At 72.0% G+C, this 15,395-nt stretch carries 12 protein-coding genes and 1 pseudogene; 7 read left to right on the top strand and 6 right to left on the bottom strand.

What is annotated here, in order from left to right:
* A pseudogene (locus JGS39_RS23745) lies at nucleotides 1-337 on the top strand (hypothetical protein); the annotation flags it as partial.
* Between the two features lie 109 nt (nucleotides 338-446).
* Here JGS39_RS23745 and JGS39_RS23740 read toward each other — a convergent pair.
* The gene (locus JGS39_RS23740) at nucleotides 447-659 is read right to left on the bottom strand and encodes a hypothetical protein (protein ID WP_219571473.1); all 213 of its coding nucleotides are present in this window, start codon (nucleotides 657-659) and stop codon (nucleotides 447-449) included.
* Between the two features lie 488 nt (nucleotides 660-1,147).
* On the opposite strand from JGS39_RS23740, the gene JGS39_RS23735 reads away from it, so the two are divergent.
* From JGS39_RS23735 to JGS39_RS23715, 5 genes are all read left to right on the top strand, one after another.
* On the top strand, nucleotides 1,148-1,660 hold the full coding sequence (locus JGS39_RS23735) for a MarR family winged helix-turn-helix transcriptional regulator (protein WP_219571476.1): 513 nt from the start codon (nucleotides 1,148-1,150) through the stop codon (nucleotides 1,658-1,660).
* A gap of 101 nt (nucleotides 1,661-1,761) precedes the next feature.
* The gene (locus JGS39_RS23730) at nucleotides 1,762-4,176 is read left to right on the top strand and encodes an MFS transporter (RefSeq protein WP_504740108.1); all 2,415 of its coding nucleotides are present in this window, start codon (nucleotides 1,762-1,764) and stop codon (nucleotides 4,174-4,176) included.
* A 201-nt stretch (nucleotides 4,177-4,377) separates the two neighbouring features.
* Entirely contained in the window at nucleotides 4,378-5,196 is an 819-nt protein-coding gene (locus JGS39_RS23725) for a YceI family protein (RefSeq protein WP_219571471.1), read from the top strand.
* 26 nt (nucleotides 5,197-5,222) lie between these two features.
* Nucleotides 5,223-5,693, top strand: coding sequence for a PPOX class F420-dependent oxidoreductase (locus JGS39_RS23720; RefSeq protein WP_219571470.1), 471 nt, complete (start codon nucleotides 5,223-5,225; stop codon nucleotides 5,691-5,693).
* Nucleotides 5,694-5,698: 5 nt separating this feature from the next.
* Entirely contained in the window at nucleotides 5,699-6,625 is a 927-nt protein-coding gene (locus JGS39_RS23715; RefSeq protein WP_219571469.1) for an NAD(P)-dependent oxidoreductase, read from the top strand.
* On the opposite strand, the gene JGS39_RS23710 is transcribed toward JGS39_RS23715, so the two are convergent.
* Both JGS39_RS23710 and JGS39_RS23705 read right to left on the bottom strand, forming a co-directional pair.
* Nucleotides 6,619-7,434 carry a TetR/AcrR family transcriptional regulator gene (locus JGS39_RS23710; protein WP_219571468.1) on the bottom strand — a complete coding sequence of 272 codons (816 nt, stop codon included), beginning with the start codon at nucleotides 7,432-7,434 and terminating at the stop codon, nucleotides 6,619-6,621. The genes JGS39_RS23715 and JGS39_RS23710 overlap by 7 nt on opposite strands.
* Before the next feature lie 94 nt (nucleotides 7,435-7,528).
* Nucleotides 7,529-9,052 carry an MFS transporter gene (locus JGS39_RS23705; protein ID WP_219571467.1) on the bottom strand — a complete coding sequence of 508 codons (1,524 nt, stop codon included), beginning with the start codon at nucleotides 9,050-9,052 and terminating at the stop codon, nucleotides 7,529-7,531.
* A gap of 206 nt (nucleotides 9,053-9,258) precedes the next feature.
* Between JGS39_RS23705 and JGS39_RS23700 the strand changes: the two genes are divergently transcribed.
* Nucleotides 9,259-10,122: an endonuclease/exonuclease/phosphatase family protein gene (locus JGS39_RS23700; protein WP_219571466.1), complete on the top strand. Its 864-nt coding sequence runs from the start codon at nucleotides 9,259-9,261 to the stop codon at nucleotides 10,120-10,122.
* Between the two features lie 19 nt (nucleotides 10,123-10,141).
* Here the strand turns inward: JGS39_RS23700 and JGS39_RS23695 are convergent, their stop codons facing one another.
* From JGS39_RS23695 to JGS39_RS23685, 3 genes are read right to left on the bottom strand one after another with little or no spacing between them, the layout of a single operon-like run.
* Nucleotides 10,142-12,313, bottom strand: coding sequence for an ArnT family glycosyltransferase (locus JGS39_RS23695; protein WP_219571465.1), 2,172 nt, complete (start codon nucleotides 12,311-12,313; stop codon nucleotides 10,142-10,144).
* Nucleotides 12,310-13,788 (bottom strand): bifunctional glycosyltransferase family 2/GtrA family protein, encoded by a 1,479-nt coding sequence (locus tag JGS39_RS23690; protein WP_236063975.1) that lies wholly within the window; start codon nucleotides 13,786-13,788, stop codon nucleotides 12,310-12,312. The genes JGS39_RS23695 and JGS39_RS23690 overlap by 4 nt, the downstream gene beginning before the upstream one ends.
* Nucleotides 13,789-13,814: 26 nt before the next feature.
* On the bottom strand, nucleotides 13,815-15,347 hold the full coding sequence (locus JGS39_RS23685) for a HAMP domain-containing sensor histidine kinase (RefSeq protein ID WP_219571474.1): 1,533 nt from the start codon (nucleotides 15,345-15,347) through the stop codon (nucleotides 13,815-13,817).
* Nucleotides 15,348-15,395: the final 48 nt, after the last annotated feature.

The following is a 15,395-nucleotide window of genomic DNA, read 5'->3' as shown; positions in this document are numbered from 1 at the left end:
TCCGGCCTCGATGACGGCGGCCCCGGCCGGGCCCGCCGTCATCGAGGCCGGAGCCCCGGTGCGCGCGGCGGCGGACGAGCGGTGGTGCGAGAAGGTCACCGTGGAGTTCCGCAACACCGGGGGCTCACCCGCGCGTTCGGGGACCGTCACCTTCGCCACGCACATCATCGGCGGGCTGGGGATCGACTGGGCGACCCGGGAATCGACAGCGCCGCTGCCCGTGCCCATCGGCGCGGGAGCGGCGCGGAAGATGACGTACACCGTCTGTGTGGACGCCTGGCGGGTGCCCCTGGGCATGCGTGTCGAGACCCGGGGCGTGACCGCCGTCTGGAAGTGACGGGGGACTGGTCTCCGCCCGAAGCGACGGGGACCGGCCTCCGTCCGAAACGACGGAGGGCCGGTCGCCGTCCAGTGGGGACGGGGACCGAGTAGGTCCGGAGAGCCGGTCAGCCGAGCGCGAGCCAGGCGACCGCGCCGAGCACGACGACCACCGCGACGATGCCGGCGATCAGTCCGGTCCTCGGGCCGGAGGACACAGCGGCGGGCTGCTGCCGGCGCTGCGGCTCGCCCTCGTCGACGAAGGCGCGGAACATCTGGGTGTTGCCTGCCGGGTCGCTGTTGCCCTCGGGACCCTGCGGAGCGTGGGGATTGTGTGCCATGTCGCAGGACCCTAGCGAACTCGGCGGAACCGCCCAACCCCCGGGCGGTGAAGGGGCGGGGCCATAACCGGGGAACCGGTGAAGGCCGCGTGGCAAAGCCGCCCGGCCCCGGCCCGGACCAGCGCATGCCGTACAGGCCCCGTGACGAGAGGCGACGCCCAACCTCCGCGCGCCGTACTCCAGTTGAGAACCGCTCCGCCCCGCCACTCTCGCGCTCCCGTATATATGCGCGAACGGTGACCCCCTGCCCGCACCGGAAGCCGGAAAGGTGGGGAAAGGCGCACCCCGGACCGCGTCCGGCCCCGCCTCGGGAGTGGCGCAGGACACACGTGCCACTCGCGCACCGCACACGCTGGGCGTTTGACCCGCACCCTACGGAGCCTTTTGTTTTCCTTTACTTCTGCAAGCCCCTTTTCGTTTGCCTGCAGCAACCAACGGCTTCTATGGTTGCCCTAAGCAACAAGATGACGTGAATGTCTGGGGGTCCCGTGGCCGCGCGGAGTCAGTACGAAGAACTGGCCCGGCAGCTCAGCGCAGTCGGCGCCGTCAAACGGGGCCTGGCCCGCATCCTCCCCGCCGAATGCCCAGCAGGCTCGGCGGCCGTACTGGCTCTGCTGAGCCGGCACGGCGAGATGCGGATCAGCAGACTGGCCGAGCTCCTCGCCGTCGACATGTCGGTGACCAGCCGACACGTCGCCCACGTGGCGGAACGCGGCTGGATCGAGCGCTCCTCGGACCCGGCGGACAAGCGCTCCCGCATCCTGCGGCTGACCCCCGCGGGCGAGGGAGTGCTCACGGATCTGAACTGCCGGACGACCGAGATGTTCGCCCACAACCTTCAGGATTGGTCCGACGACGAGGTCGGACAGCTCAACACGTTGCTGGCCCGGCTGCGCGACAGCTTCTCCTGTCGCAGCTCCGGCGGGTGCGCCCCCGGAACGCACAGCGGCGACTGCCGCTCCCGGCCCACCGACGGCTCGTACACCCGTACACCCGTGTAACAGAAGCAAAGACGAGGATTTAAATGGCTACGACCACACCAACCGGTGTGCGGGGCGGCCACGCCAAGCACGGAGGGAACGAACCCTCCAGCGGCGTGCCGATGACACACCGGCAGATCATGGAAGCGCTCACCGGGCTGCTGCTCGGTATGTTCGTCGCGATTCTGTCGTCCACCGTCGTCACCAACGCCCTGCCGGAGATCATCTCCGACCTCGGCGGCGGTCAGAGCGCCTACACCTGGGTCGTCACGGCCTCGCTGCTGGCCATGACGGCGACCACCCCCCTGTGGGGCAAGCTCTCCGACCTGTTCAGCAAGAAGCTGCTGGTCCAGATAGCACTCGTGATCTACGTCGCCGGCTCGGTCGTCGCCGGTCTCTCGACCAGCAGCGGCATGCTGATCGTCTGCCGTGTGGTCCAGGGCATCGGCGTCGGCGGTCTCTCCGCCCTCGCCCAGATCGTGATGGCCGCGATGATCGCCCCGCGCGAGCGCGGCCGCTACAGCGGCTACCTCGGCGCGGTCTTCGCCATCGCCACCGTCGGCGGTCCGCTGCTCGGCGGTGTCATCACCGACACCAGCTGGATGGGCTGGCGCTGGTGCTTCTACGTCGGTGTGCCGTTCGCGGCCATCGCCCTCGTGGTGCTCCAGAAGACCCTGAAGCTCCCGGTCGTCAAGCGTGAGGTCAAGGTCGACTGGACCGGCGCGTTCTTCATCAGCGCCGCCGTCTCGCTGCTGCTCCTCTGGGTGACCTTCGCGGGCGACAAGTACGACTGGATGTCCTGGCAGACCGGTGCGATGCTCGCGGGTTCCGTGGTCCTCGCGCTGCTCTTCGTCTTCACCGAGTCCCGGGCCAGCGAGCCGATCATCCCGCTGCGGCTGTTCCGCAACCGGACCATCACCCTCGCCTCGCTCGCCTCGCTGTTCGTCGGTGTCTCGATGTTCGCGGGCACCGTCTTCTTCAGCCAGTACTTCCAGCTGGCGCGCGGCAAGTCGCCGACGATGTCCGGCGTGATGACGATCCCGATGATCGCGGGTCTGTTCCTCTCCTCGACCCTCTCGGGCCAGATCATCACCAAGACGGGCCGCTGGAAGGCGTGGCTGGTCAGCGGTGGCTTCCTGATCACGGCCGGGCTCGGCATGCTCGGCACCATCCGGTACGACACCGAGTACTGGCACATCGCGATCTTCATGTTCGTGATGGGTCTCGGCATCGGCATGATGATGCAGAACCTGGTGCTCGCCACCCAGAACCAGGTCGACCCCGCCGACCTCGGTTCGGCCAGTTCCGTCGTCACGTTCTTCCGTTCGCTCGGTGGCGCGATCGGTGTCTCGGCACTGGGCGCCGTCATGGCGAACCGGGTCACCCACTACGTCAAGGACGGCCTGACGGACCTCGGTCCCCAGGGCGCGGCCCTGGGCCACGGCGGCACCGGCGGCGGGGGCATCCCCGACCTGGACTCGCTGCCCGCGCCGTTCCGTACGGTCGTGGAGGCCGCCTACGGGCACGGCGTCGGCGACGTCTTCCTGTACGCCGCTCCGGCCGCGCTGGTCGCCTTCGTCATCACGATCTTCATCAAGGAGGTCGCGCTGAGGACGAACGCGGCCAACGACGCCCCGGCTCCGGCCGAGGCCGTGGAGCTCGCCAAGGACCAGTCCGGTACGGCGGCCCTGGTCTCCGAGGGAGCCGCCGGCGTCACCGCCGTCGACACCCTGGAAGCCGCCCCCGTGGCCGCTCCGGTGGCGACCGCGCAGGGCACCGCGGTCCGCGGTGTGGTGCGCGGCGCAGAGGGCGCACCCGTCGCCCGGGCCGCCGTCACGCTGATCTCGCTGGGCGGCCGGCAGCTGGGCATCTCGGCCGCGCAGGCCGACGGCTCCTACGGTCTGGACGCCCCCGGCGCCGGTTCGTACGTGCTGATCGCGTCGGCCGACGGCTTCCAGCCGCAGGCGTCCACCGTGGTCGTCGGCGACGAGCCGCTCTCGTACGACATCCTGCTCGCCGGTACGAGCGGCCTGGCCGGCTCCGTACGGGCCGCCGACGGCGGTCTGCCGGTCGAGGGCGCCATGGTCATCGTGACCGATGTCCGCGGCGACGTGCTGGCCACCGGCAAGTCCGGTGACGCGGGCGAGTTCACCTTCGGTGAGCTGGTCCCCGGTGCGGTGACCGTCGCGGTCAACGCGGCCGGTTTCCGTCCGCTGGCCCTGCCGGTGGAGATCGGCGGCCAGGGTGTCACCCGGGTCGACGCCGCTCTGCGGTCCGGTGCGCTGGTCCAGGGCGTCGTGCGGGCCGGTTCCGGGCGGCGGCCGCTGCCCGACGCCCGCGTCACGCTGGTCGACGCGGCCGGCAACGTGATCGCCACCTCGACGACCGGGGAGGACGGGGCGTACGCCTTCGCCGACCTGGACGCGGGCGAGTACTCGGTCATCGCGACCGGCTACCCGCCGGTGGCCGGTTCCCTGACCGTGGCCGGTCACGGGCTCGACGGCCACGACATCGAGCTCGCCCACCCGGGCGAGTAACCCGTCCGGGAATTCTCCCGGACACGTAAGACCCCTGGCGGGACGGCACTTCGAGCGGAGAGTCTGTCCAGGCCGGCGGAAATGGGCCCCGGCGGTGGGGACGGCAGGCAGGGGACGGCCTGCCGTCCCCGCCCCGGGGCCCGACTCATTGAGTGACCCGTTCCTCAAGGGGCGGGGCATTGAGCAAGGAGAGAAAACGGGATGGGACTTCGCGCACAGGTACGTACGCGGGACGGCTGGGCCGTCCAGCACGCGGTCGTGACGGTCACCGACATGACCGGGACGCAGGTGCTGCGCGCCGCCGCCGACGAGGACGGGACGGTGCGGACCGAACCACTGCTGTCCGCCGGCGCGTACACCGTGATCGTGACAGCGGTCGGGTACGCCCCCGCCGCCTCCACCGCCCTCGTCACGGCGAGCGGCCGGGTCGAGGCCGGCACGGTGGTACTGGCCCGCCAGGGCGGCGTGGAGCTGCCGCCGCCGGGCGCCTGGTCGCTGGATCCGGCGCACTCCTCGGTGGGCGCGGTCGCGCAGCACCTGGGGATCTCCAGCGTGCACGGCCGGTTCACGGACTTCGGCGGCCGGATCGAGATCGCCGAGGACGTCCAGAACTCGCGCGTGGACGCCGTCATCAACGCGGCCAGCATCGACACCGGCAACGGCATGCGGGACAAGCACCTGCGCTCGCCCGACTTCCTGGACACCGAGCGCTTCCCGGAGATCACCTACCGCTCCTCCGGGCTGACTCCGGCCGGCCCCGACCGCTGGACGGTGCACGGCGAACTGTCGCTGCACGGCGTGGACCGCCCGGTCGACCTGGACCTGAGCTACCTCGGCACCGGCCCGGACCCGTGGGGCGGCGTCCGCGCGGCGTTCAGCGCCACGGCGGAGCTGCGCCGCGAGGAGTTCGCCATGAACTACAACCAGGTCCTCCAGGCGGGCATCTCGGCGATCGGCACCACGCTGCGGATCGAACTCGACATCCAGGCGGTGCAGGGCGACTCCCTGCCCGCCGTCTGATCCCCGACAGTCGTAGGGTCGGTTCCATGGCATCGAACATCGCGACCAACACCGCCGTGGAACTCGACGACTTGCTGGAGTTCGTACGGCCCCGGCACCGGGCGATCCTGCTGACCACCCGGTCCGACGGCCGCCCCCAGGGCTCCCCGCTCACCTGCGGCGTGGACGACGCGGGCCGGATCGTCGTCTCGACGTACCCCGAACGGGCCAAGACCCGCAACGCGAAGCGGGACGAGCGCGTGAGCGTGATCGTCCTGTCGGACGAGTGGAACGGGCCCTGGGTGCAGATCGACGGTTCGGCCGAGGTGATCGACTCACCTGACTCGGTCGAGCCACTCGTCGAGTACTTCCGGAACATCTCGGGGGAGCATTCCGACTGGGACGAGTACCGGGCGGCGATGGTGAAGCAGGGCAAGTCGATCATCAGGATCACTCCCGAGCGGTGGAGTCCCGTCGCCACCGGCGGTTTCCCGGCGCACCTGGCCACGGGCAGCTGACCGCGGTGACGCTTCCGCCGCCCGGACTGCTCGCCCGGGCCCGGCTGCTGGCCGGTCCCGAGGTGGGCGACGCCGCGGCCGAGGCCCTGGAGCGGACCACCGGGCGCACCGTCGAGCGCGGCGGCCCGGCCGGTGGCGGCCCCTACGTGTACGTGGGGGCCGCGTTGCCCGACGCGCTGCGCGGGGACGGTCTGCTGTGGTTCCACAGCGTGAACGCCGGCACGGACGCCCTGCTGGGCGCCGGTCCGTGGCCGGGCGGGGCGCTGCTCACCCGGACGGTGGGCCGGATGGGCGAGCGGATCGCGCAGTACGTGCTGGGCTGGGTGCTGGCGGAATGCCAGTCGGTCCCGGAGTTCGCCGCGCAGCACGCCCGGGGCGAGTGGCGCCGTATCCCCTCGGAGCTCGCGGCCGGGCAGACGGCCGTGGTGCACGGCACCGGACGGATCGGCTCGGCAGTCGCCGGGCTGCTGCGGTCGTGCGGCATCCGGACCGTGGGCGTCGTCCGCGCCCCGCGCCCCGTCCCGCCGGGCTTCGACGCGGTGGCCGTGGGGGACGAACCGGTGGCCGCCCGCTGGGTGGTGGCCGCGCTCCCGCTGACGGACGCGACGGCCGGGTACTTCGGGGCGGCCCGGTTCGCGGCCATGGGCGGGGCCACGTTCCTCAACGTGGGGCGGGGAGCGACCGTGGACCTGGCGGCGCTGGAGGCGGCGCTGCACGCGGGTTCGGTGGGGCGCGCGGTGCTGGACGTGCTGCCCGACGAGCCGGCCGCACCCGGCGACGCCTGCTGGCGGCTGCCCCGTACGGTGATCACCTCGCACTCCGCGGGCATCACGGCGGACGACGACATCGTCACCGACTTCGCGGCCTGCCTGCGGGAACTGACGGCGGGACGGATCCCCGCACTCGCCGTGGACACCACCCGCGGCTACTGACGGGGGCGGGTCTCCCGGGTCCCCGAGGCCCCTTCGGTCTCCGGGGACCGCTCCCGTTCGCGCATGGCCACGATGCCCGCGATCAGCAGGTCGAGCGCGAAGGCGAAGTCCCGCTCGTGCATCTCGTGCACGGTTTCGGCACCCCGCGCCGCGATGAGGTCCTGCGAGTTCTCCACGATCGGGCCCAGCTGCGGCTGGCCCTGGATGGCCGCCATCGCCTGCTGGAAGTACTCGTCCTGGGTGAGCCCCGCCTCGGCACTGCGCTGGGCGAACTGGCCCTCGACGGTCCCGAATCCGTACACGAACTGGAAGACCGCGGAGAGCGCGCCGGTCTGCCGCCCCATGGGGAGGCCGGTCTCGCGGATCACGTCCTGGATGGCGTACGACATGAGCATCGCGTGCGGCCCCGTGTTGAGGAACTTCCCGACGAGCGGGGAGACCCAGACGTGCCGGACCAGCAGTGCGCGGTAGGACGTCGCCAGCGCGCGCAGCCGGGTCTCCCAGGGCGCGTTCTCCTGCGGCGCGTCGATCTCGCTGTAGACCGAGTCGAGGGCCAGCTCAAGGAGGTCGTCCTTGGTGTCGACGTACCAGTAGAGGGACATCGCCGTGACGTTCAGCTCGGCGGCGAGCCGGCGCATGGAGAACTTCGCGAGGCCCTCGGCGTCCAGCAGCCGGACCGTCGCCGCCGTGATCCGGTCGCGGTCGAGCCCGGCGGGCTGGTCGGCCTTCCGGGCGCGCGAGGGTGGCCGGTGGTTCAGCCACACGCTGGTCCGGGCAGGGTCCTTCGCACGGTCGGCCGCGGACACCATGGCGCACTCCCTCGTCTCGCCGGCGGGGCACACCGGACACGTACCGTCTGCCCCAGAAGCGGAGCAGTACGGTCCGGTAGGCCCCCGTCCGATGCTATGCCGCTGCCACGGCCGGGTCGGCCCCTTCCGATTCTCCCCGCTCCGCGCGGCGCAGCAGTACCGCGGCCAGCAACCCGCCGGCCAGCACCGCCACCGCCCCGACCAGCATGCTGGTCTCCAGACCGGAGGAGAACGCGTCCGTGATCCGCTGCCGCTCCGCGTCACCGCTCGCGGCGGCCAGGGCGGCGGGCAGCGAGGCCGCGCCGACGGCCGACGGGACGAGCGCCGCGAACCGGGAGTTCAGGACCGCGCCGAGCACCGCGACCCCGAGGCCGTTGCCGCACTCGGCGAGGGTGCCGTTGACCCCGGCGCCGACACCGGCCTTCTCGGGCGGGATCGCACTCATGATCGCGTTGGCCATGGCGGGCATGGCGAGCGCGATGCCCGCACCCATCACGAGCAGGCCCAGCAGCGTCCCCGCGTAGCCGTCCCCGCCCAGCAGCGCGATCGCGCCCAGTCCGGCGGCGAGCAGCGCCATGCCGGAGGCGATGGTGACGGGCGTGCCGAGCTTGGGCACCAGCCGTGCGCCGAGCCCGGTGAGGTTGAGCGCGACGACGCTCAGTGCCAGCGGGGCCGTCCGCAGACCGGCCTCCAGCGGCCCGTAGCCGAGGACGAACTGGAGCTGCTGGGTGAGCAGGAAGAGCGAGCCGCCCATCCCGAACGCGACCAGGATCGCGCCCGCGACCGCGCCGATGAACTTCTGGTTGCGGAAGAAGTGCATGTCCAGCATCGGGTACGGGATGCGCAGCTCCCACAGCACGAACCCGGTGAGGACGGCGACCCCGACGAAGGCGGTCAGCAGCACCCGGCCCGACGTCCAGCCGTGTCCGGGGCCGGAGATGATCGCGTACACGACCGCCGCCATGCCGATGGTGGAGAGTACGGCTCCGAGGAGGTCGGGACGCTCGCCGCTCGGGTTCTTCGACTCCGGGACCAGCCGGGCCACGGCCACCAGGCCGATCACGGCGACCGGGATGTTGATCAGGAAGATCGCCCCCCACCAGAAGTGGTCCAGCATGACCCCGCCGATCAGGGGCCCCACGGCGAAGCCGAGCGAGCTGACGGTCGACCAGATGCCGATCGCCTTCACGCGCTCGGTCTCGTCGAATATCTGGACGATAACGGCGAGGGTCGTGGTCATCAGCAGGGCCCCGCCGATGCCCATCCCGGCCCGGGCGGCGATCAGTTGCGCGGACGACTGGGCGAGCCCGGCCACCAGCGAGCCGATACCGAACAGGGCGAGCCCGGTGATCAGCATCTTCTTGCGGCCGTAGCGGTCGGCGGAGCTGCCCGCGGTCAGCAGCAGCCCCGACTGGACGAGCGAGTAGGCGTTGATCATCCACTGCACATCGGCGGTGGAGGCGTCCAGCTCCCGGGTGAGGGAGGGGATCGCGACGTTGAGGACGGTGTTGTCCAGCAGCACGGTGAGCTGGGCGAGACAGATGACGCCGAGGATCAGCCAGCGCTGTGGATGGCTCGGCGCCGAGAGGCGGTTCGACTCGGCGGAGGTCGCCGTCATACGGACTCCAAGCGGTTCGGTACGGGCACACCGGCGGTCCGGCACGAACTCTCAAGCTGCTCGGCACGGACCCGCAAGCGCTGCGATCAAGGTCTTATACGGCGTACAGGAACGAGATGTACACCGTATAGCTGTGCAGGGGACACGTACAACCGACTTTCCCGCGATACGTTGCCGGTCGCTGATCCGACAAGGGCTGGAGTGGTATGTCACTGCGTCGTCGTACGGTGGAAGTCCTGCTGACCGCAGGCCTGTTGGGGACGGTGCTCGCGCCTCCCGCGGCAGCCGCGGGGCACGGCCGGGGGCAGCTGGTACCCCTGCGCGTGGCCACGTACAACATCCATGCGGGGTCCGGCATGGACAACGTCTTCGATCTCGACCGGCAGGTGGCGGAGCTCCGCTCGCTGGACGCGGATGTGATCGGGCTCCAGGAGGTCGACGTCCACTGGGGCGACCGCAGTCAGGGGCGGGACCTGGCGGCCGAGCTGGCCGAGCGGCTGGGCATGCGGGTGTCGTTCGCCCCGATCTACAGCTTCGACCCGGCGGTTCCGGGCGCCCCCAGGCGCGAGTTCGGCGTCGCGGTGCTGTCCCGGTACCGGATCGTGAGCGCGGAGAACCACGACATCACCCGGCTCTCCACCCAGGACCCGAACCCGGTGCCGGCGCTCGCGCCCGGCTTCGGCGAGGTCGTGGTGCGGGTGAAGGGCGTCCCCGTGCACGTGTACGCGACGCACCTCGACTACCGCGGCGACCCGTCCGTCCGGACCGCCCAGGTGGCCGACACCCGCCGGATCATGGCCGAGGACCAGGAGTCGGAGCGGCGGCCGGTGCACCAGATCCTGCTCGGCGACTTCAACGCGGCCCCGGCGGCTCCCGAGCTGGCCCCGCTGTGGGAGACGCTCACCGATGTGGAACCGGGCGGCCCGACGTACCCGGCGCTGGATCCGGTGCAGCGCATCGACTACGTGGCGGTCTCCAAGGACACCGTGCGGGTACGCGACGCGGCGGTGGCCGAGACACTCGCCTCGGACCACCGCCCCGTCGTCGCGGACCTGTTGCTGCGGCGCTGAACCCTCTGAGTACCGGCTCTCAGCTGCTCGTGGGCTGCGTCAGGTCGTAGAAGGTCGCGCTGCCCGCGGTGACCTTCTCGAAGCTCTTCTCGACCCAGGTGGAGATCTGCGACGAGGTGCCGCCGCTGCCGCCCATGCCGCCACCGCCACCCGTGCCGCTGGAGATGAAGTAGTGGATCCGGCCGTCCTCGACGTACTTCTTGAACTGGGAGAGCGTCGGGGACGGGTCGCTTCCGTTGAAGCCGCCGATCGCCATCACCGGGTCGCCGGTGGCGAGCTGGTAACTGGCGGCGTTCTGCGAGCCGATGGCCGCGGCGGCCCAGGTGAAGTCGTCCGCGTCCGCTGCCAGGAGCTTCTTCGCCGCGGCGTCGACGGTCGCGCCGTTGAGCAGTCCGCCCATGCCGCCACCGCCACCGCCTCCACCGGCGCGCTCACCCGTGCCGGGCATGGCCCCGGGCTGCTGCCCGTTCTGCGCCGTGCCGGGGCCGCCCTGGTTCCGGCCCTGGCCCTGTCCCTGGCCCTGCCCCTGGCCGGGCGGGGTGCCGGTCGGGGGCTGCCCCATGCCACCGCCCTGCTGGGTGCCCTGCTGGGTGCCCTGCCCGGGCGGCTGCATCCCGCCGCCACCACCGCCGGGTCCACGGCCACCACCGCCGCCGGGGCCGCCGCCCATCCCGCCGGAGGACGGGCCCGCCGTGACGATGGAGCCCTGGTGCCCGGTGTTCAGCGTGCTCACGGTGTACGAGACCGGTCCCGCCAGTGACGCGACGAAGCCCAGGCCCACTGCGGCGAGCGCCAGTTGGCGCCCCAGCCGGGACACGGCCAGCAGGGCCGGCGCGGCGACGATCCCGGCGACGAGCACCGTGGGCCGCAGCCAGGGCTGGTAGTCCGGGGTGCGCCCCAGCAGCACGTACGACCAGTACACCGTCACGCCCACGGTGACCGCGAGCGCGGCGCCCGCCCACCAGCGGGACCGCTCCTCCCACAGGACCGTGGCGCCCATGCCGATCAGCGCCGCGAGGTAGGGGGCCAGGGCCACCGTGTAGTACTGGTGGAAGATGCCGGCCATGAAGCTGAACACGGCCGCGGTCATCAGCAGCGAGCTGCCCCAGGCCAGGAAGGCCGCCCGAGCCGTGTCGGTCCGCTTCGCCCGCCAGGTCAGCCAGACACCGGCGGCCAGGAGGACGAGTGCGGCGGGCAGCAGCCAGGAGATCTGGGTGCCGATCTCGGAGTTGAACATCCGGCCGATGCCGGTCTCGCCCCACTGACCGCCGCCACCGGCGCCGCCCCCGCCACCGCCGATGCTGCCGGTCTCCTCGCCGTTGATCCGGCCGAGCCCGTTGTAGCCGAAGGTCAGCTCCAGGAACGAGTTGTTCTGCGAGCCGCCGATGTACGGGCGCGAGGAGGCGGGCCACAGCTCGACGATCGCCACCCACCAGCCGCCCGCGACGACCATCGCCAGCGCCGAGACGCCCAGCTGGCCGAACCTCCTGCGTACGGAGACCGGAGCGAACACCGCGTACAGCACCGCCAGCGGCGGCAGGATCAGGAACGCCTGGAGGGTCTTGGACAGGAACGCCAGACCGACCGCCACGCCCGCCCACACCAGCCACTTGGTGCGGCCGTTCTCCATCGCGCGCAGCACGCAGTAGACGGTGACGGTCATCAGCAGCGCGAGCAGCGCGTCCGGGTTGTTGAACCGGAACATCAGCGCGGCGACGGGCGTGAGCGCGAACACCGCCATGGTGATCAGCCCGGCAGCGGCGCTGAACCGGCGGCGTACGGAGGCGTACAGCACCCCGGCCGTCGCCGCGGCCATCAGCACCTGCGGGGCAAGGATCGCCCAGGAGTGCAGGCCGAAGATCCGCACCGACAGCGCCATCGGCCAGAGCGTGGCCGGGGGCTTGTCGACGGTGATGGCGTTGGCCGAGTCCAGCGAACCGAAGAAGAAGGCCTTCCAGCTCTGGCTGCCGGCCTGCACGGCCGCGGAGTAGAAGGAGTTGGCGTAGCCGGAGGAGCCGAGGTTCCACAGGTAGGCCAGCGTGATGACCAGCAGCATGGCCAGGAAGGCCGGGCGGGCCCAGCGGGGGTCCTCGGGCCGGCCGCGCCACACGCGGTGCGGCAGTGAGGGGCCGGGGAGTGCGTGTCCCGCCGCGCGCTGGGGCGGCGCCGGGAGGTGGTCGAGCGTGGTCATCGGACGTTCCTCAGTTCGTGGTGGGTGTCATCGGCCGTGACCGCGGCGGGAAGGGGCGCAGGGGCGTCCACCGGACGGTCGGCGGGACGGGACGCAGGGTCATCCACCGGACGGTCGGCGGGACGGGAAGCAGAGACGTCCATCGGGCAGTCGGCCGGACGGGAAGCCGGGGCGTCCACCGGGCGGTGCGCCGGGGCACCCACCGGGCGGGACGCGTCACGGCTCCGGTCGCGGTCCGGGAAGACCCAGGCGCGGAAGAGCAGGAACCGCAGCACCGTCGCCGCGAGGTTGGCCGCGATCAGGACGGCGAGTTCGGTGCCGTGCGAGGGCGAGCCGGAGGCCGCGCCCAGCGCGGCGAGCGAACCGCTGGTCAGCACCAGCCCGATGGCGAAGACCACCAGGCCCTGCGCCTGGTGGCGGACGGCTCCGCCCCGGCCGCGTACCCCGAAGGTGAGCCTCCGGTTCGCCGCCGTGTTGGCGACGGCGGACACGAGCAGCGCGCCGCCATTGGCGATCTGCGGGCCGACGCCCTGCCGGAAGAGCGAGTACAGGACCAGGTAGACGAGCGTCGAGAGGGCTCCCACGGCGCAGAACCCGACCAGCTGCCGGGCCAGTCCGCGCGGCACCCCGCCGATCCCGCGGTCGCGCGGGTCGTCGCCGAAGGGCCGCGCCAGCCGGTCCAGCGGCAGCGCACCGACGGCCAGCGCACGCCCCACCCGCCACACGCCCTTCAGGTCCTCGGTGGCGGTCCGCACGATGTGGACCGTCGAGTCCGGGTCGTCGACCCAGTCGACCGGCACCTCGTGGATGCGCAGCCCGGCCCGCTCGGCCAGCACCAGCAGCTCGGTGTCGAAGAACCAGCCGGTGTCCTCGACCATCGGCAGCAGCCGCTGAGCGACCTCGCCCCGGATCGCCTTGAACCCGCACTGGGCGTCGCTGAACCGGGCGGCCAGCGAGGACCGCAGGATGATGTTGTAGGCCCGCGAGATGAACTCCCGCTTCGTCCCCCGCACCACCCGCGAACTGCGGGCGAGCCGTGAGCCGATGGCCAGGTCCGAATGACCGGAGATCAGCGGTGCGACCAGCGGGAGCAGCGCGTTGAGGTCGGTGGACAGGTCCACGTCCATGTAGGCGAGGACCGGGGCGTCCGAGTGCGACCAGACGGTACGCAGCGCCCGCCCGCGGCCCTTCTCCTCCAGCCGGTACGAACGCACCCCCGGCAGCGTGCGGGCCAGCCGCTGCGCCACCTCGGGCGTCCGGTCGGTGCTCGCGTTGTCCGCGACGGTGATCCGGAAGGCGTAGGGGAAGGTACGGGCCAGATGGTCATGGAGCCGCAGCACGCACGGCTCCAGGTCCTTCTCCTCGTTGTAGACGGGTACCACCACATCGAGTACGGGGGCACCTGCCGCATCGCCCGCGCCGGCCAGGAGGTGGTCCCGGGCCGGCAAGGTGCTCCAGGGAGTGTCGGTTCGCATGACATCGACACTCGCCAACCGCGCTGTCACACCCGTGTGCTGAGCCTGTGGTCCGCCTGTGAGTGGAATCCGGTCGACGCGGGGAAGGCGGCGTCCGCCGGCAGATGTACGGCGAACACCGTGTCCCCCGGCACCGAACGCACCTCGACGACACCGCCGTGCGCGACGACGACGGCCTGCACGATGGCGAGCCCGAGCCCCGTCGAACCGGCGTGCCGGGACCGCGAGGCGTCCCCGCGCGCGAACCGCTCGAAGACGTGCGGCAGCAGCTCCGCCGGGATGCCGGGCCCGTTGTCCCGGACCTCCAGGGTCACCCATGGGTTCCCGGCCTCCGCGAGCACCCGGGCCGTGACCGTGGTCCCGGGCGGGGTGTGCGTACGGGCGTTGGCCAGCAGGTTGACCAGGACCTGCTGGACCCTGGTCGGGTCGGCGCGCACGGTCGCGGGCGCCTCGGGGAGGTCCAGCCGCCAGTGATGGGTGGGCCCGTCCCCGGCCCTGGCCTCGTCTCCGGCAGCGGCGGCGGCCCGGCCGGTGACACGTGCGTCGCTCACCGCGTCTATGACGAGCGGGGAGAGATCGGTGCTCTCGTAGCTGAGCGGGCGGCCCGCGTCCAGCCGGGCGAGCAGCAGCAGATCCTCCACCATGCCCGTCATGCGCTGTGCCTCGGACTCGATCCGCCCGAGTGCGTGCCGGGTGTCGGGGCCGGTGTTCTCCCGTCCGCGCCGGGTGAGTTCGGCGTACCCGCGGATCGAGGCGAGTGGGGTGCGGAGCTCGTGGCTGGCGTCGGCGACGAACTGGCGTACCCGCATCTCGCTCTTCTGCCGCGCGTCCAGGGCCGAACCGACGTGCTCCAGCATCCGGTTGAGGGCAGCGCCCACCTGACCGACCTCGGTACGCGGGTCGGCCTCGGCGTCCGGGACCCTTTCGAACAGGGTGACCTCGCCGCTGTGCAACGGGAGTTCGGAGACGCGCGTCGCGGTGGCGGCCACCCGGCGCAGCGGCCGCAGGGCGACCCCGACCATGGCGGCACCGGCGATCCCGGCGGCGATCAGTCCGGCCCCGGTGACGCAGACCTCGACGAGGATCAGGGTGTTGAGGGCGCCGCTCACCTCGGAGGTCGGGATGCCGACCAGGACGGTCGTGCCGTCGCTCGCGGGGGCCGCGGCCTGTACCCGGTAGCCGCCCAGTCCGGGCAGCTCGACGTCGTGCGCCTTGCCGTTCGCGGGGACATGGGCCGCCTCCAGCGCGGCCGTCTGCGCGCCGGTCAGCGGTTCGGTGTTCTCCGAGGCGTCGAAGCCGCCGCCCGTGGCGACCGCCGATTCGGTGACCTCTCCGTCCGAGGTGAGCGCGCCGAACGTCTTGAGGGGCTGGCCGCCGCCCATGCCGATGAAGCCGAGCGGATCCTTGCCCTGGGGCCCGCCTGGCTCGGGCGTACCCGGCATGCGGGCGGCCCGCATGCTGATGTCGCGCAGCTGGCCGTCCAGCTTCCCGTACATGTAGGTGTGGAACGCGATGGCGGTGACCGTACCGATCACGGCCGCGACGACCGCGATCAGCATCACCGAGGACACGGCGAGCCGGGTCCGCAGCGTCCACGGCCCCCTGCC

Origin of the sequence: Streptomyces poriferorum, assembly GCF_019399235.1 — a bacterium.
Taxonomy (GTDB): Bacteria; Actinomycetota; Actinomycetes; order Streptomycetales; family Streptomycetaceae; genus Streptomyces; species Streptomyces poriferorum.
This window is presented reverse-complemented; position numbering and strand designations above follow the sequence as displayed.